This is a genomic window from Gramella sp. MAR_2010_147, from assembly GCF_900105135.1.
Lineage (GTDB): Bacteria > Bacteroidota > Bacteroidia > Flavobacteriales > Flavobacteriaceae > Christiangramia.
On record NZ_LT629741.1, the window covers coordinates 741,122 to 758,250 of the forward strand.

A 17,129-nucleotide genomic window follows, 5' to 3' on the forward strand; every position below is an offset into this window, starting at 1 on the left:
AACAATATGGCAGAAGCACTTAAGGTTCCTACAATGGCCGAATATATGGCAGAAGGTAAAAAGCCGGAAGTTTTGTTCTGGGTTGGTTGTGCCGGAAGTTTTGATGACCGCGCAAAGAAGATCAGTAAGGCCTTTGTAAAATTATTACACCAGGCTGGTGTAGATTTTGCCGTTTTGGGAACCGAGGAAAGTTGCACCGGGGATCCTGCAAAAAGAGCGGGGAACGAGTTCCTTTTTCAAATGCAGGCAGCTACGAATATCGAGGTTCTGAATGGTTACGAGATCAAGAAGGTGGTTACTGCATGCCCACATTGTTTTAACACCATTAAAAACGAATATCCTGCCCTTGGCGGGAATTATGATGTGATGCATCATACCCAATTCCTTAAAGCTCTTCTTAATGAAGGAAGATTAAAAGTAGAAGGCGGAAAATTTAAAGGTAAGAAGATCACCTTCCACGATCCCTGCTATCTTGGACGGGCAAACGGTGAATACGAAGCTCCAAGGGATCTTCTAAGAAAATTAGAGGTAGAGCTTGTTGAAATGCGGAAATGTAAGAAAGATGGTCTTTGCTGCGGTGCAGGAGGCGGTCAAATGTTCAAAGAGCCTGAGCCAGGAAACAAAGATGTGAACATTGAAAGAACCGAGCAAGCCTTGGAAACAAAGCCAGAGATCATAGCTGCCGGTTGTCCATTTTGTAATACAATGATGACAGATGGCGTAAAGAATAAGGAAAAAGAAGACAGTGTGGCGGTAATGGACGTTGCTGAAATGATCGCAAACGCTGAAGATCTTTAATCTAGTAATTTTCTCTAATGCTTTCTTATTAGTTTTTCTAATTTATCTTTTCCCTCTTTGAAAAATGAGGATATTTTCTTCCACAGTTCTGGGTTTGGGAAATAAAAATTCTAAAAGTTAAAACAGGGTACTATATTTGACCTCATGGCTAAATAAATTAGATTTGTAACAATTCAATTTTAGCCTATATGTTAGTACCATTTGAAAGCCTTCCCGATAGTTCCCGAGTATGGATCTATCAGGCCAACAGGTCTTTTACCCAGGAAGAATTACAGGAGATCACCCCTAAACTTGATGTGTTCATTGAAAAGTGGACCGCTCATGGCGCCGATCTCAAAGCTTCATACGATATTAAATACAACCGCTTTATCACTTTGGCACTAGACCAGCAATTAAATGCTGCCTCCGGGTGTTCAATAGATGCTTCTGTTCAATTTATTCAGCAATTAGAGAAAGATTATAATGTTGATCTATTAGACAAGATGAATGTTTCTTATAAACAGGGAGATTTTGTCGCTTATAAAAGTCTTGCAGATTTCAGGAAGATGGTTAAACAGAAAGCGGTTTCATCTAATACCATTGTATTTAATAACCTTGTAAATAATAAAGCCGAATATCTTTCAGACTGGGAGGTTCCGGCATCTGAAAGTTGGCATAAACGTTTTATGAATTAATGAAGTTGAAACAAGTCCCAAGTTTTTACACAGTCATACTATTCTTCCTAATTTCTTACCAGGGAATTTCACAGACTACAAGTCCGTTATTTGCTGAAGACTATCCTCAGCAAAAAAAATGGGTAGATAGTGTATACAATTCCATGACTATCAGGGAAAAGGTTGGCCAGCTATTTATGGCCAGTATCTGGTCTAAGAATGAGAACGAAGCTGATAGTATAAGAAAACAGATCAGGGAAAATCATATTGGAGGATTGATCTTTTCAAAAGGTGGACCGGTTAAACAGGCACAACTTACCAATGAGTTTCAGGAAATGTCTGAAGTTCCATTGTTGGTAGGGATGGATGCAGAATGGGGCTTAGCGATGAGGCTTGACAGTACCTTTGCACTACCATGGAATATGACGCTGGGCGCCATACAGGATAATAGACTGATAGAACAAGCTGGGGCTGCTATCTCAAAACATACAAGGAGACTTGGCGTTCATTTCAATTTTGCTCCGGTTGTAGATATTAATACTAATCCTGATAATCCTATTATTGGAAACAGGTCTTTTGGTGAAGATAAGATCAATGTTACTGAAAAAGCACTTGCTTTTATGAACGGAATGCATAGAGAAGGTGTTTTAAGTAGCGCCAAGCATTTTCCCGGTCACGGAGATACCGATTCAGATTCACACAAAACTTTACCAACCGTTAATTTTTCTTCGGAAAGGATTGACGATATAGAACTATACCCTTATAAAGAGCTTATTCCTGAAGGTTTAAGCAGTGTGATGGTAGCTCATCTAAATGTTCCCTCATTAGATCCTAGAGATGAAAACCCAGCTTCACTATCCAGGTCTATTATATCAGACATTCTAAAACGCAACATGGGCTTTAATGGGTTGATTTTTACCGATGCTCTTGATATGAAAGGAGTTTCTCGAGATAAGGAACCTGGAGAAGTAGATCTGGAAGCTTTTCTTGCCGGGAACGATGTACTCCTGATGAGTGAGGATATTGGAAAAGCATCTCAAAGTATTATAGAGGCAGTGAATTCAGGAAATGTATCTGAAGAAAGGTTAGAGCTTTCCGTAAAAAAGATACTTTATGCTAAGTATAAAGTAGGGCTCAATAATTTCAAGCCTGTTAAAACAAACTTTTTAATTGAAGAATTATATACTGCCAGGGATGAAACATTACTGGAGGATCTCTATGAAAATGCGATTACACTGGTAAAAAACAATAAGGCCGTGGTTCCTGTGAAAAATTTGGCTAAGCAGAAGATAGCTTATGTGAATTTTGGGGATGATGATGGGAGTCAGTTTTTGAGTCAGATGAGAAAATATACCAAAGTTGATTGGGTAAAGGCTGAAAAATTACCAGACTTGCTCACCAAACTAGAAGAGTATAATTATGTGATTATTGGGTTTCATAAATCTAACAGTAGTCCATGGGCATCCTATAAGTTTTCTAATAAAGAATTAGTTTGGCTGCATGAAATAGCCAGGCAAAATAAAACAGTACTTTCGTTGTTTACCCGTCCGTATGCATTGCTGGATATAAAGAGTTTTGCTAATCTGGAAGGTATACTCGTTGGATATCAAAATCACCCTGTAGCTCAGAAGAAAGTAGCTCAGGTTTTATTTGGTGCCGTAGATGCGAGGGGAAAACTTCCTGTAAGTATAAAGAATGAATTTCCTGTGGGTACAGGCTTCAATACCAGGAATATAAGCAGACTAGCGTACGGTTCCCCGGAAAGTGTCGGGATGAACTCTGCTAAGTTGACGAAGATTGATAGCATAATCAATTATGCGATTGATGAAAAAATGACTCCCGGAGCTCAAATTCTTGTTGCCAGGAAAGGAAAAGTGGTTTACGATAAGAATTTTGGTTTTCAGACGTATGAAAAGGAATTACCGGTTACAGACACTACGGTTTATGACCTGGCCTCTTTAACAAAAATCCTTGCGACGTTACCCCTGGTTATGGAGTTAGATGAAAAGGAGGTTCTTGATTTTGATACTAAATTAGGCGATCTGTTGCCTGCATTTAAAGACTCTAATAAGAAAAACATCAGGTTACAGGATATGTTAATGCATTATGCAAGGTTACAGGCCTGGATTCCCTTTTATATTTCTACGTTAGATTCTAAAACCAAAAAACTGTCTACTTTATATTACAGAAACCTTCCTTCTGAAGATTATAATACACAGGTAGCCGATAAAATGTATATAAGAAAAGACATCGGCGATACTATTTTAAATACTATCAGAAACAGCAAACTAGAGAGAAGACTTCAGTATAAGTATAGTGATCTGCCGTATTATTTACTGAAATATTACCTGGAAGCTTATTATGACTCGTCCATGCAGAATATAACCCAGGAACATCTTTATAAAAAGCTCGGGGCAAATTATACCGGATATTTACCAAGAACCAGATTTGACAGTCTGCAAATAGCACCTACCGAAAATGATCAACTGTGGAGAGGCCAGGTTGTTAGAGGCTATGTGCATGATCAGGGAGCTGCGATGCAGGGTGGAATAGGAGGACACGCAGGACTGTTTAGTACGGCCAATGATGTCGCTAAGATCATGCAGACTTATTTAAATGGAGGGTCTTACGGAGGAGAGCAATTTCTTAAAAAAGAAACTATAGACAAATATAACACCTGTTATTATTGCGAAGATGATGTAAGGCGCGGTGTGGGATTCGACAAACCACAACTTGGAGATTCAGGGCCTACCTGTAATTGTGTTTCAATGATGAGTTTTGGACATAGCGGATTTACCGGGACTTTTGCCTGGGCCGATCCCGAAGAAGAAATTGTTTATGTATTTTTATCTAACAGAACGTATCCTGATTCTAATAATAGAAAACTGATACGTGAAGATATTAGGTCTGAGATCCAGAAAGTGATATACGAATCTATAGATTTTTAACCAATGAAAATTGCCATTGTTTGTTATCCTACCTTTGGAGGTAGCGGAGTTGTAGCTACCGAATTGGGTTTAGCCCTTTCTCGAAGAGGGCATGAAGTTCATTTTGTGACTTACAAGCAACCGGTAAGACTCGAGACTATCTCCAGTCACATACGCTTTCATGAAGTGAATGTACCGGAGTACCCACTTTTTCATTACCAGCCATACGAGCTTGCTTTGAGTAGTAAACTGGTAAACGTAGTGAAGAATTATGGAATTGAGCTATTGCATGTGCATTACGCAATTCCGCATGCGTATGCGGGCTATATGGCAAAAAAAATGCTGGAAGAAGTAGGTGTAAATATCCCTATGGTCACCACATTGCACGGGACCGATATTACGCTGGTGGGAAATCACCCCTTTTATAAACCAGCCGTAACTTTCAGTATAAATAATAGTGATGTTGTAACTTCGGTATCAAAAAGCTTAAAAGAAGACACTCTTAAATTCTTTGATATTAGAAGGGAAATAGAAGTTATTCCTAATTTTATAGATGTATCAAAATTTAAGCAAAAAATCTTTACCGATTGTCAAAGGGAGTTAATGGCCCATGATGATGAAAAGATTATTACTCACGTGAGTAACTTTAGAAAAGTTAAACGTGTAGAAGATGTGGTAAAGATATTTTTTGAGGTTCAAAAGAAGGTGAAAGCAAGATTAATGATGGTTGGGGAAGGGCCTGAAAGGGAAACTGCAGAGAAACTGGTTAAAGAATTAGATATTAGGGACAGGGTGTTGTTTTTAGGACAGAGTAACGAAATAGATAAGATTTTATGTTTTTCAGACCTGTTCTTATTACCGTCAGAAACCGAAAGTTTTGGTTTGGCTGCACTTGAAGCTATGGTTCAGTCAGTCCCTGTAATATCTTCTAATACAGGTGGTTTACCTGAAGTTAATATTGAGGGTGTGTCAGGGTTTTTACATGATGTAGGTGATGTGGAAGGTATGTCTAAAAGTGCTCTTTCTATCCTTGAAGATAATGACAGGTTGCTGAAGTTTAAGAAGCAATCCAGAGATGCTGCAGAGCGATTTGATATTAATCAGATTGTTCCTATGTACGAAGAGCTTTATGAGAAAGCATTGGTTAAAGCATAAAAAAAGGTGAAGAATTTAATCCTCACCTTTTTCCTTTTCTTAAACCTATTCAAGAAAATCTAAAATTGATATCTTATCCCAAATGCGATGTCTGGTGTAAAATCATCATGATCTTTATAATCAGAAAATCCAATCTCTGGTCTTAGATCTAAAGATAATAGCAGTGGAATGTCAAAATTATATTCAATACCAATATCCCCGGCGATCAAGGCAAATAAACCATCATTTCTGTCAAAGTCATCATCACGTCTGTTGTCGTCATAATTTCCAAGACCTGCACCTGCACCTACGTACCAGTTAAAACCACCTTCTATGTTCCATACCCATTGGTATAGACCTACAAGCTTAATCGCATCATAATTATTTCCATCTCTCCATCCAAGATCAAATTCCAGACGATTATTATCGCCTCCTACGGCTCTTTGATAAGAAACTTCAGCGCCAACACCACCGCCGTCACCAATTCTTAGACCAAGAGCATTTGCTGATATCTGTTGAGCTTTAAGGTTGCTAAATAAAACAGCTCCCATAGTAAAAGCTGCCAAAAGAACTAATTTTTTCATGTTTGATTTTTTTGTTTGATGTTGACAAATTTATGTTGAATACTAACACAACAACGCAGGTACGAGCAAATGTATTGTTAATATTAATTAAAAAACTGTTAAGTAAGATGAGGGAAAACTTTTAAATTTGAGTATGGAATTAAAGAATGCGCTAGAAGACCTTTCCAGCAATTTATCTGGAAAATTACATTATGATGAATTATGGAAAAGTATTTATGCTACAGATGCTTCAGTATATCGTGAAATTCCATTGGCAGTTGCTTTTCCCCGGGATGAGAAGGATCTTTTGGAGCTTATCAAATTTGCAAAGAAACATGGTACTTCTTTGATTCCAAGAACGGCAGGAACCTCTCTTGCCGGACAATGTACGGGTGATGGTATAGTGGTTGATGTTTCAAAACATTTTACCGATATTATTAAAATAGAACCAGACCAAAAACGGGTTGTTGTAGAGCCTGGTGTTATTAGAGATGACCTTAATAGAACACTGGAAAAATCAGGATTGTTTTTTGGACCAAATACATCAACTTCCAATCGCTGTATGATTGGGGGTATGGTGGGTAATAATTCCAGTGGAACGACTTCCATAAAATATGGAACTACCCGGGATAAGCTCATATCGCTTAAAGTTTTATTAAGCGATGGGACTAAAGCTGAATTTAAGGATCTTAGCCTTTCAGAATACCAGGAAAAATTGAAGTTATCAAACTTAGAAGGCGAAATATATCGTCTTATTGATGCTCAATTAACAAATAAAGCAAATCAGGATGAGATTCTAAATAATTACCCGCCATCCCAACTTCATAGAAGAAATACTGGTTATGCCATTGATGATTTGTTGAATACAGAAATATTTAGTGAATCCAGGCAAGCTTTCAATTTCTCAAAATTAATAGCGGGAAGTGAAGGAACCCTGGCCTTTATTACTGAAATTACCTTGCAGTTAGATGAGCTGCCTCCAGAAAATGCGGCAATGGTAGCTGCTCATTTTTCCAGTGTAGATGCCTGCATGCAGGCGGTTGTACCTGTGATGAAGCATTCTCTCTACACCTGTGAAATGATGGATAAGGTGATCTTAGACTGTACTAAAGAGAGTCATAAGTACAGGGATAATCGTTTTTTTATTGAAGGAGATCCACAGGGAATTTTAATGTTAGAACTTAGAAGTGATTCTGAAGTGGAATTGCAACAACAGGTGGATGCCTTACTGGAAACCTTATCAAGTTCAGGTCTAGGTTATGCCTATCCGGTTCTTTATGATGAACAGATTCATCTGGCTTTAGAGTTAAGAAAGGCAGGTCTTGGTTTGCTGGCAAATTTAAAAGGTGATAAAAAAGCGGTGGCATGTATAGAAGACACTGCAGTTGCCATACCTGTGCTGGCAGATTATATTTCAGATTTCAGTAAGATTATGGAATCGTATGACCAACAGGCGGTTTATTATGCGCATGCCGGGGCAGGGGAGATTCATTTAAGACCTATTCTTAATCTTAAAAAATCTCAGGATGTAGCCTTATTCAGAAATATTACAAAGGATGTTGCCACATTGGTTAAAAAGTATAATGGCTCCTTAAGTGGCGAACATGGAGATGGTAGAGTGAGAGCCGAATTTATTGAATTGATGTTCGGTAAAAAGATTTACGAGCTGCTCAAGGAAATAAAATTCACGTTTGATCCTGATAACATCTTTAATCCCGGAAAGATAGTGGATGCCCCGCCAATGGACTCATTGTTGAGATACGTTCCAGACAGGGAAGAGCCAGAAATAGAAACCATCATGGATTTTTCTGATACCGATGGGATTCTAAGGCTTGCTGAAAAATGCAATGGAAGTGGAGATTGTAGAAAATCTGTTGAATCCGGTGGCACCATGTGTCCAAGTTACCGCGCTACTAAGGATGAAAAAGACACTACCAGAGCAAGAGCAAATGCACTGCGGGAATTTCTCACAAATTCAAATAAAACCAATCGGTTTGATCATCCTGAACTGAAAGAGGTTTTAGATCTATGCATCAGTTGCAAGGGTTGCAAGAGCGAATGTCCTTCTAACGTAGATATGGCTGCATTAAAAGCGGAATTCTTGCATCAATATCACCAAAGTAATAATCCCGGTTTCAGGGATAAAGCTTTTGCCAATATTACCCAGCAGAATGCCAGAGCTTCTAAATTTCCGAAAATCTCGCGTTTTATTATGTCCAATACTTTTACATCTGGAATAGCAAAGAATCTACTGGGCGTCGCTAAGGAAAGGGAGTTACCGGTGATAGCTAAACAAACTTTAAAACAATACTATCTTAAAAATATAGCCCGGTTTCAAATAGAAAATTCAATTAAAACAGTTTATCTTTTTAATGATGAATTTACGAATTACCTGGATGTAGAAGTTGGGAAAGATGCATTGAATTTACTGGCCAGGTTGGGTTACAAGACATTAATTATAGATCATCCTGAAAGTGGACGAAGCCAGATTTCAAAAGGGTTTTTAAATAAAGCTAAGGAACTGGCCAATAAAAATGTGAGTATCTTTAAAGAGCTGATCTCAGATAAAACACCTTTAATTGGAGTGGAACCTTCTGCTATTTTGAGTTTTAGAGATGAGTATTTAAGACTGGCAGATGATAAGATAGGAGCTCAAAAAGTAGCGAAGAATTCTTTAATTATTGAAGAGTTCCTAAAACAAGAGATTGCTTTAGGAAATATCAAACAGGAGCAATTTACAAGTAAAGCGGCCACGATCAAAATTCATGGACATTGTCACCAAAAAGCCTTATCTAATGTTTCCAGAACCTTTGATATTCTTAATTTCCCTAAAAACTATAAAGTAACGATGATCCCTTCAGGTTGCTGTGGGATGGCGGGTTCTTTTGGCTATGAAAAGGAACATTATGAAATAAGCATGAGAATTGGTGAGAACTCTTTATTTCCTGCCATTAGAAAAGCTGATAAAGCTGTAATTATTTCTGCTAACGGAACCAGTTGTAGGCATCAGATCAAGGATGGTACCGGAAGAATAGCTCAGCATCCTGTTAGCATATTAAGAAAAGCATTGAAAAAATCCTGAATGTTAATACTTTTTTAAAATTAATACAGTAGACCTCTAAAACCCTAAATTTAACCCTGTCAAATAGCGATAGGGATAACTGTAATTACCAGGAATGGATAAAGAATTAAGTCTTCAAACCTTAGAAAAGAAATTAATTGAAAGTGAGCGGAAGGTAGCCGTTATCCAAAAAAAGAATAAGGAGCTTAATTCGGAAAATGAAAGACTAAAAAACGAAATTCACTCCTATAGAGAACTCATCCTTTCTTCACCCTCCATGATTACCTTATTAAAAGGGAAAGAACTACTAATTCAAACGGCTAACAAACCAATATTGGATTTTTGGGAGAAGAGTGAAAAGGTAATAGGGAAACCTCTGATTGAAGTACATCCAGATATAAGAGAACAAGGATTAGAATCTTTACTGCATGGTGTTCTGGACACGGGGGAGCCCCAATACGGCTACGAAATGCCTGTTTATATAACCCGGAAGGATAAAAAGGAATTAGTTTACTTCAACTTCATATATCAACCCCAAAAAAACAGGCATAATCAAATTGATAGCGTAGCAGTCATAGCTCAGGAAGTTACACCAAAAGCGAAATATCACGAGAAGATCAAAGAAAGCGAATTTAAGTTTAGACAATTAATTCACTCTTCAAATTCGCTCATTGCAATATTAAGGGGCAAAGATATGATTGTTGAAATCGCTAATGATGCGATCAAATCAGTTTGGGGGAAAGGTAGTGAGATAGAAGGGGAACCATTATTTGAAATCCTACCTGAAATGATCGGTCAGGGTATGCCTGAAATATTTAATAAGGTTTATGAAACCGGGGAGGCATATGTCGCGCAGGAACGTCCCATTATGCATGATCATAAAGGAAAAATGAAGCTTGGGTATTTTGATTTCGTTTATCAGCCTCAGCACAATATTCATGGCAAAGTAGATGGGGTTGCGGTCATAGCTCAGGATGTAACCCAGCATGGAATTCTTAATAAAAAAATTCGTGAAAGTGAGAAAGAATTTCGGGACCTGGTAAATTTCATGCCTCATAAAATTTCAATGATTTCAGCTACTGGAGAACCAATTTTTTATAATAATAGCTGGGTCAGCTATACTGGTAAAAGTTTTGAAAAGTTGGTAGAAAACCCCTGGCAATCCTTAATTCATCCTGATGACAGGCAGCTAGCAGAAGAATTGGTAGCAAAGAGCCTAGAATCTGGAGAAGATATGGATGTTGAATTAAGAATTTTTAATAAAGACGGAAAAGCGAAGTGGCATCTTGCAAGAGCAACAGCAATTAGAAATGAAGAAGGAGTTATAAGCTCGTGGATTGCTTCTAATACAGAAATACATAAGCTTAAAGAGGAAGAAAAAAGAAAAGAGGATTTTCTAAAGCTGGTTAGTCATGAATTAAAAACCCCGGTTACCTCCATTAAAGGATATATACAATTATTACTTTCAATGCTTCCCTCAGAAGAGAAGGAAGAAAGAGATAATGAAAAAATACCGGTTAAGCCTTATCTTAACAAAATAGAAATTCAAATAGAAAGACTTATTAGGCTTATCTCAGAAATGCTCGATTTATCAAGGATAGAGCAAAAAGAATTACAGCTTAAGAAAGAAAGTTTCAGCCTGAATGAACATGTGGAGAATATCATTGAAGATATTTCCTATTCCAATAAGGAAGTTCAAATAGAATTAGAACATAAGAATCAATGCGAAGTATATGCAGACAAGGATAGAATAGGCCAGGTTATAATAAATTTTGTTACCAATGCTTTTAAATATTCCCCTAATGGTAATAAGGTAATAATAAAGGTGTTCGAAAGAAAAGATGACCATGTTGGAGTAAGTATTAAAGATTTTGGAATAGGAATCGCAAAAAAAGAACAGAATAAAATTTTTAAAAGGTTTTATAGAATAGCAGGTAATAAGGATTATACATATGCAGGTTTTGGAATAGGTTTATACCTTTCCAATGAAATAATAAAAAGACATTCTGGAGAAATTATAGTTCATAGTGAAGTGGGGGAGGGCTCCGAATTTATTTTCACATTACCAATAAATAAAGATTAAAAAATGGCAAAGATCCTAATTGTTGATGACGACCAGACTATTGGTTTTATGCTCAGAGATATACTGGAATTTAATGATCATACAGTTACTGTTTCTCAGCAACCCAGAAAGACCAAAGAGAATATTCTGGAAAATGATATAGAATTGATCCTTTTAGATAAATTAATTTCAGGTGTTGATGGAACCGACGTTTGTGCTCAGATTAAGGGAGATGAAGAAGTTGCCCATGTTCCAATCCTTATGATGTCGGCATTGCATAATGTAGACGATATTTGTAGGGAAGCAGGGGCGGTAGATTTTATTTCCAAACCCTTTGACATGGAAACATTGATTGAAAAAATCAACTCAATTCTGAAAAGTCATCCCGTCAAGCCTTAGTTGTGCCTATATTATATTGCTATATCTTGCGCCCCTGGGAGTTGTAGTTTCAACTTCATTAGGCTGAATAAAATATTTAAGCTTTTTTATTTATATTACAGTAATGTAAGATTTTCAGGCAGTCACAAGTCTCATGGTGTTAAAACCTTTTCTGATTATTAGAAATAAGAACAGTTTGTTTTTAGAATTGTGGCCTCTACGTGCTTTTGTCATTTACCATATTTTCAGGTTAACCTTTATTAAAATCCTTCAAAAGTTAACTTGCCGGCAACTTTGGTCACATGAGAGATATTCAGCATGACCTTATTTCATGGCTTTTTTTTGATATCTAAATATAATTTATATAAATACTTCATAAATCAGTCAGTAGTTCTTTGCGCAGAATTAAGAATTATTGATTAAATTTTAAAATGAGAACTATTTGTTACTATAACATTAAATTAGATTCCATTTTTAATTATGTTCTTAAAAAATTACATTTGTTCAAAATCATTTGAATGGCCGGAAATTCCTTTGGTAACTTATTTAAACTAACCACCTTTGGTGAGTCACATGGTGTAGCTATAGGCGGAGTTATAGACGGGTGTCCTGCCGGTCTTGAAATTAACCTTGAAAGTATTCAAAATGACCTGGACCGGAGAAGACCGGGACAATCGGCTATCGTCACTCAACGTAATGAGCCTGATACAGTTGAATTTCTTTCTGGAATTTTCGAAGGGAAATCTACCGGGACCCCTATTGGATTCATTATTAAGAATGCTAATCAAAAATCTAAGGATTACTCTCATATTAAAGATACCTATAGACCTTCTCACGCAGATTATACCTATGACGAAAAGTATGGGGTAAGAGATTATCGTGGTGGAGGAAGATCTTCAGCCAGGGAAACTGCTTGCAGGGTGGTGGCTGGAAGTCTGGCTAAACAATTACTTAAAGATATTAGTTTTAATGCTTTTGTATCTTCTGTAGGAACTATGGAATTACAAAAGGATTATTCTGAACTTGATTTTTCGGAAATTGAAAAAAATCCGGTGCGTTGTCCAGATGCTGAAATGGCAAGTAAAATGGAAGCCTATATTAAGGATATAAGGGCAGATGGGGACACGGTTGGCGGCACTGTGCAATGTGTGATAAAGAATGTACCCAAAGGTTTAGGAGAACCTGTATTTGATAAATTACATGCAGAGCTTGGTAAAGCCATGCTTTCCATTAATGCCGTTAAAGGTTTCGAATATGGCAGTGGTTTTGATGGCACCAAAATGAGAGGAAGCGATCATAATGATCATTTTAATAAAGATGGCTCTACGAAAACTAACTTAAGTGGTGGTATTCAGGGAGGTATTTCCAACGGAATGGATATCTATTTTAAAGTGGCTTTTAAACCTGTTGCTACACTAATTCAGAAACAACGCACTATTAATTCTAAAGGTGAAGAAGTGGTAATGCAGGGTAAAGGAAGACATGATCCCTGTGTAGTTCCCAGAGCTGTGCCTATCGTGGAATCTATGGCCGCTCTAGTTATTGCCGATTTTTACCTTCATAATAAATCATCGAAAATCTAATTATTAGAAATACCAGAACATGAAAAAACTTGCACTGCATTGGCAGATACTATTAGGAATGGCTGCCGGGGTCGTTTTTGCCCTTATCATGACTAATTTTAGTTGGGGAGCAGAATTTGTTGGCGATTGGATCAAGCCATTTGGTAATATTTTTATCAATGCCTTAAAATTAATTGCAGTGCCGTTAATCCTGGCTTCACTTATAAAAGGAATTTCTGATCTTAAGGATATTTCCAAGCTCTCCAAGATGGGAACTCGAACTATTGCCACCTACATCATTACTACAGTGATAGCAGTTTCAATAGGGCTTCTTCTTGTAAATCTAATTGGTCCGGGACGTACTATTTCTGAAGATACCCGAAGTGACCTTATTACCAGTTATGAAGGAGATGCTTCAGTTAGGATATCTGATGCGCAGAAGCAAAAGGATGCAGGACCTTTACAGGCGCTGGAAGATCTTGTGCCAAGCAATATTATTGGAGCAGCAGGGGATAATGGGAATATGTTGCAGGTGATATTTTTTGCTATTTTCTTCGGAATCGGACTGATCCTTATTCCGGAAAAAACAGCTAAACCGGTAAAGGATTTCTTTGATGGTTTTAATGAAGTCATCCTGAAAATGATTGATCTCATAATGCTTACGGCGCCTTATGGTGTTTTTGCATTGTTAGCAGCCCTGGTGGTAGAGTCTCCAAGTGCTGATCTATTTGCGGCTCTTGCCATGTATGCCTTAACCGTATTAATAGGTTTAGCCCTGATGATCGGGGTGTATACTCTTCTAGTTTGGGTATTCACAAAAAATACACCTTCTTTCTTTATCAACGGAATTGCACCTGCACAATTACTGGCATTTTCCACCAGCTCTAGTGCCGCGACATTACCGGTTACTATGGAAAGGGTAGAGGAGCATATGGGAGTACATAAAGAAGTCACCAGTTTTGTATTGCCAATTGGCGCCACCATAAACATGGATGGAACCAGCCTTTACCAAGCTGTGGCAGCTGTTTTTATCGCCCAGGCATTTGGAATGGATCTTAGTATTGGAGCCCAGTTAGGAATTATAGCAACTGCCACCCTTGCCTCTATAGGTTCTGCTGCTGTACCAGGAGCAGGAATGGTCATGTTGGTGATAGTGCTTGCTCAGGCCGGGATTCCTGAGGCTGGTTTAGCCCTGATATTTGCAGTAGACAGACCCCTGGATATGTGTAGAACAACCGTTAATGTAACTGGTGATGCCGCTGTATCCTTAATGGTTGCTAAATCTGTAGATATGATGGGGCCTCCTAACGTAAAGAACTGGGATGATGATTATCATCCGGAAACTGAACCTGTTACTGAAACAGAAAAAGTTTAGTCCAGAAATTTAGATCTTAGTTCGGGAGTTGGGATCATGCATTGTTCCTTCTTCCCGAACCATTTATAGCGATTATTTGCTATAAAGTCATAAACTCCATCCCTCAATGATTCAGGAATAAAAAGAAAGTGTTTTAAAAGTGAATATCCACCAGAAAGATCCCTGGAAATTTCCAGAGCTGCGGTTGATTTTTTATAATAAGCTACACCGGGCTCAATTAAAATAATAGAATCTAATTCTTCCGGATCCAAATCTCGTTCTTTTACTAGTTTTTTGCCAATGTTACTTTGCAGGGAGGCGAACCTGAATATATCTTTCTTATCATGTTTGATAATGCGCTGAACTGCATCATCACAAAGATTACAGACGCCGTCAAAGAGCACGATCTTTTTATTTTTAGGAATATTGCTCATATCTTATTTTTTAGCCGATTGCACGAGTTCTAACTGCTCCAGTCCAACCGAGGTGGTGAACATTCCGTAATTTACGATAGCTTTTCCTTTTTCTATCGTATCTATTGAACCCACAGCTTTTCCATCTTCCAGACGAACGCGATCTCCTATTTTAAGTTTTGCCTTAGGCTTATTAGCCTCCTGCTTTTTAATCTGTTCTTCTTTCTTTTTCTCTTCTTGCTTCTTTTCTCTAATTGGCTTTATTTTTTTCTGAACTTCCTGCTTTAATTGTCTTTCCTGTGCCTTCTTTCTTTTTTGCTCTTTAGCAGTTTCTTTCTTTCTCTTTGAATTTTCAATTTCCACAAGCTTTAAGAATTCACCAATAAGTTCTTTCTTCTTTTTGTTGCTGAAATACTTTTCGCTTAGATCGTTCACTTTCTGACCTAAATAGATAAGTCTTTGGTTTGCATCATAGAGCTCCTGGTAGTTCTCTAATTTCTGCTGTATTTTCGAATTTACCTGTTCAAGTTTATCTTTTTGTGCAGCAGCTTTTTCTTCTTTTTGCTTTAAAGAATCTGTTGTTTTTCTTAGCACAGATCTTTCTTTCTGAAGTTTCGCAATACTTCTGTCAAAACGTATTTTACCACGCTCTACCTTCTTTTTAGATCTGTTAATAAGACTGTACGGAATTCCGTTTTTCTGAGCAACTTCAAAAGTAAAAGAGCTCCCGGCTTCCCCAACCATAAGTTTATAGATGGGCTCCAGTGTTTTATTATCAAACATCATGTTGGCATTGCTCATTTCTAGTAGTTCACTTGCCAGCTTTTTGAGATTCGCATAATGTGTGGTTAAGATCCCGTAAGAGCCTTTTTCATAAAAGACCTCAAGAAATGTTTCAGCCAGAGCGCCCCCTAATTCAGGATCACTCCCCGTACCAAATTCATCAATTAAGAACAGGGTTTTATCATCACATTTTTTGAGAAAATAATTCATGTTCTTCAACCTGTAGCTATAGGTACTTAAATGATTTTCTATAGACTGGTTATCGCCAATATCTGTAAGTACTTTCTTGAAAATACACATCCGGCTATATTCATGTACAGGAATAAGGAGTCCGCTTTGTAGCATCACCTGTAATAAACCAACAGTTTTAAGGGTAATACTCTTACCGCCGGCATTGGGCCCGGAGATAACCATGATGCGGTTATTAGGCATCAACTCGATACTCTGCGGAAAGGTTTTTTCTCCTTTTTTCTTATTGCTTAAATAAAGTAATGGATGATAGGCATCCTGAATATGAAGTTCTCTTTCCCTGGTGATCTTTGGCAGGACCCCATTTATTTTTTCAGCATATTTAGATTTGGCGGAAATTACATCCATATCACTGAGCAAATCCTGGTATTCTATTAATATCTCCCGGTAAGGTCTTGAAAACTCGGTTAGATCTTTCAGGATTCTTTTTACCTCTTCCTTTTCTTCATATTCAAGGTTATTCAGCTCCCTTGTAAATTGATAGGTAGCTTCTGGTTGAATATAAACAATGCTTCCAGTTTTGGAGTTACCCATAATGCCGCCTTTTACTTTGCGACGGTGCATGGAACTAACAGCAAGAACCCTTACATTTTCAACAACACTTTCTTTAATTTCATCCAGATAGCCGTAAGACTGATAGGTAGTTAAAGCCGAATTAAAACTGGAATTAATCTTTCCTTTTACAGAATTAATTGATCTTCTTAAATTTTGAAGCAGGGGAGATGCATCATCTTTCATCTCACCAAACCTATCTATGATTCCGTTTATCCTGTCAGTAAGACTTAAATCAAATTCAATATGAGAAACCGTTTCAGATAATACAGGATAGTTTTCCTGAAATTTTTTGAAATACTTTAAGTGAGAGTTTACAGTTTCGGTAATAGAGGCTATTTTTCTGAAGCCGCCAATTTCAATAACCGAGCCTTCAATACCCAGCATTTTAATTTCCGGTTGAATAGAATCAAAACCATGATTAGGTATCGGCTGATCTACCGTTTTCGAATCAAAGTATTCTTTAGTTTGATTTAGACCGAAAACTGTTTTTTTAAAACTTGGATAAGGTTGAATGCTAAGAGCTTTTTCTTTTCCCTGCCCGGTCACGCATAATTCACTAATTTGATCACACACTACCGGAAACTCAAGATCATCAAGGCTCCTGGAACTTATTTTTATCATATCAATTTTCCCTACT

Annotated in this window: 12 protein-coding genes; 9 read left to right on the forward strand and 3 right to left on the reverse strand. The window is 37.5% G+C overall.

Annotation, left to right across the window (positions count from 1 at the left end):
- Nucleotides 1-6 precede the first annotated feature (6 nt).
- The 4 genes from BLT95_RS03230 (at nucleotide 7) to bshA (ending at nucleotide 5,533) form a co-directional block, all read left to right on the forward strand.
- Nucleotides 7-798: a (Fe-S)-binding protein gene (locus tag BLT95_RS03230; protein ID WP_089664709.1), complete on the forward strand. Its 792-nt coding sequence runs from the start codon at nucleotides 7-9 to the stop codon at nucleotides 796-798.
- Between the two features lie 188 nt (nucleotides 799-986).
- The gene (locus BLT95_RS03235; RefSeq protein WP_089664710.1) at nucleotides 987-1,472 is read left to right on the forward strand and encodes an ABC transporter ATPase; all 486 of its coding nucleotides are present in this window, start codon (nucleotides 987-989) and stop codon (nucleotides 1,470-1,472) included.
- Nucleotides 1,472-4,399: a glycoside hydrolase family 3 N-terminal domain-containing protein gene (locus tag BLT95_RS03240; protein ID WP_089664711.1), complete on the forward strand. Its 2,928-nt coding sequence runs from the start codon at nucleotides 1,472-1,474 to the stop codon at nucleotides 4,397-4,399. Before BLT95_RS03235 ends, BLT95_RS03240 begins: the two co-directional genes overlap by 1 nt.
- 3 nt (nucleotides 4,400-4,402) lie before the next feature.
- Nucleotides 4,403-5,533 carry an N-acetyl-alpha-D-glucosaminyl L-malate synthase BshA gene (bshA, locus tag BLT95_RS03245; protein WP_089664712.1) on the forward strand — a complete coding sequence of 377 codons (1,131 nt, stop codon included), beginning with the start codon at nucleotides 4,403-4,405 and terminating at the stop codon, nucleotides 5,531-5,533.
- Between the two features lie 59 nt (nucleotides 5,534-5,592).
- Here bshA and BLT95_RS03250 read toward each other — a convergent pair whose 3' ends face one another.
- Nucleotides 5,593-6,096, reverse strand: a complete 504-nt coding sequence (locus tag BLT95_RS03250; protein ID WP_089664713.1) for a hypothetical protein — start codon at nucleotides 6,094-6,096, stop codon at nucleotides 5,593-5,595.
- Between the two features lie 133 nt (nucleotides 6,097-6,229).
- On the opposite strand from BLT95_RS03250, the gene BLT95_RS03255 reads away from it, so the two are divergent.
- From BLT95_RS03255 to BLT95_RS03275, 5 genes are all read left to right on the forward strand, one after another.
- Complete coding sequence (locus BLT95_RS03255; protein WP_089664714.1) at nucleotides 6,230-9,157, forward strand: FAD-binding and (Fe-S)-binding domain-containing protein; 2,928 nt, start codon at nucleotides 6,230-6,232, stop codon at nucleotides 9,155-9,157.
- Nucleotides 9,158-9,251: 94 nt separating this feature from the next.
- Nucleotides 9,252-11,219, forward strand: coding sequence for an ATP-binding protein (locus BLT95_RS03260; RefSeq protein WP_089664715.1), 1,968 nt, complete (start codon nucleotides 9,252-9,254; stop codon nucleotides 11,217-11,219).
- Between the two features lie 3 nt (nucleotides 11,220-11,222).
- A complete protein-coding gene (locus BLT95_RS03265) occupies nucleotides 11,223-11,597 on the forward strand; it encodes a response regulator (RefSeq protein ID WP_089664716.1) in 375 nt (124 codons plus the stop codon).
- A 497-nt stretch (nucleotides 11,598-12,094) separates the two neighbouring features.
- The gene (gene aroC, locus BLT95_RS03270; RefSeq protein WP_089664717.1) at nucleotides 12,095-13,159 is read left to right on the forward strand and encodes a chorismate synthase; all 1,065 of its coding nucleotides are present in this window, start codon (nucleotides 12,095-12,097) and stop codon (nucleotides 13,157-13,159) included.
- 19 nt (nucleotides 13,160-13,178) lie between these two features.
- Nucleotides 13,179-14,513: a dicarboxylate/amino acid:cation symporter gene (locus tag BLT95_RS03275; RefSeq protein WP_089664718.1), complete on the forward strand. Its 1,335-nt coding sequence runs from the start codon at nucleotides 13,179-13,181 to the stop codon at nucleotides 14,511-14,513.
- On the opposite strand, the gene BLT95_RS03280 is transcribed toward BLT95_RS03275, so the two are convergent.
- Nucleotides 14,510-14,926, reverse strand: coding sequence for a thiol-disulfide oxidoreductase DCC family protein (locus tag BLT95_RS03280; protein ID WP_089664719.1), 417 nt, complete (start codon nucleotides 14,924-14,926; stop codon nucleotides 14,510-14,512). The genes BLT95_RS03275 and BLT95_RS03280 overlap by 4 nt on opposite strands.
- Before the next feature lie 3 nt (nucleotides 14,927-14,929).
- Nucleotides 14,930-17,113 (reverse strand): DNA mismatch repair protein MutS, encoded by a 2,184-nt coding sequence (locus BLT95_RS03285; RefSeq protein WP_089664720.1) that lies wholly within the window; start codon nucleotides 17,111-17,113, stop codon nucleotides 14,930-14,932.
- Nucleotides 17,114-17,129: the final 16 nt, after the last annotated feature.

What these genes read in the sequence shown, in the direction of transcription:
- BLT95_RS03250 (WP_089664713.1), bottom strand. Translation starts at nt 6,096, where the DNA reads ATGAAAAAATTAGTTCTTTTGGCAGCTTTTACTATGGGAGCTGTTTTA.
- BLT95_RS03255 (WP_089664714.1), top strand. Translation starts at nt 6,230, where the DNA reads ATGGAATTAAAGAATGCGCTAGAAGACCTTTCCAGCAATTTATCTGGA.
- aroC (WP_089664717.1), top strand. Translation starts at nt 12,095, where the DNA reads ATGGCCGGAAATTCCTTTGGTAACTTATTTAAACTAACCACCTTTGGT.
- BLT95_RS03275 (WP_089664718.1), top strand. Translation starts at nt 13,179, where the DNA reads ATGAAAAAACTTGCACTGCATTGGCAGATACTATTAGGAATGGCTGCC.
- BLT95_RS03260 (WP_089664715.1), top strand. Translation starts at nt 9,252, where the DNA reads ATGGATAAAGAATTAAGTCTTCAAACCTTAGAAAAGAAATTAATTGAA.
- BLT95_RS03265 (WP_089664716.1), top strand. Translation starts at nt 11,223, where the DNA reads ATGGCAAAGATCCTAATTGTTGATGACGACCAGACTATTGGTTTTATG.
- BLT95_RS03280 (WP_089664719.1), bottom strand. Translation starts at nt 14,926, where the DNA reads ATGAGCAATATTCCTAAAAATAAAAAGATCGTGCTCTTTGACGGCGTC.
- BLT95_RS03235 (WP_089664710.1), top strand. Translation starts at nt 987, where the DNA reads ATGTTAGTACCATTTGAAAGCCTTCCCGATAGTTCCCGAGTATGGATC.
- BLT95_RS03230 (WP_089664709.1), top strand. Translation starts at nt 7, where the DNA reads ATGGCAGAAGCACTTAAGGTTCCTACAATGGCCGAATATATGGCAGAA.
- bshA (WP_089664712.1), top strand. Translation starts at nt 4,403, where the DNA reads ATGAAAATTGCCATTGTTTGTTATCCTACCTTTGGAGGTAGCGGAGTT.
- BLT95_RS03240 (WP_089664711.1), top strand. Translation starts at nt 1,472, where the DNA reads ATGAAGTTGAAACAAGTCCCAAGTTTTTACACAGTCATACTATTCTTC.
- BLT95_RS03285 (WP_089664720.1), bottom strand. Translation starts at nt 17,113, where the DNA reads ATGATAAAAATAAGTTCCAGGAGCCTTGATGATCTTGAGTTTCCGGTA.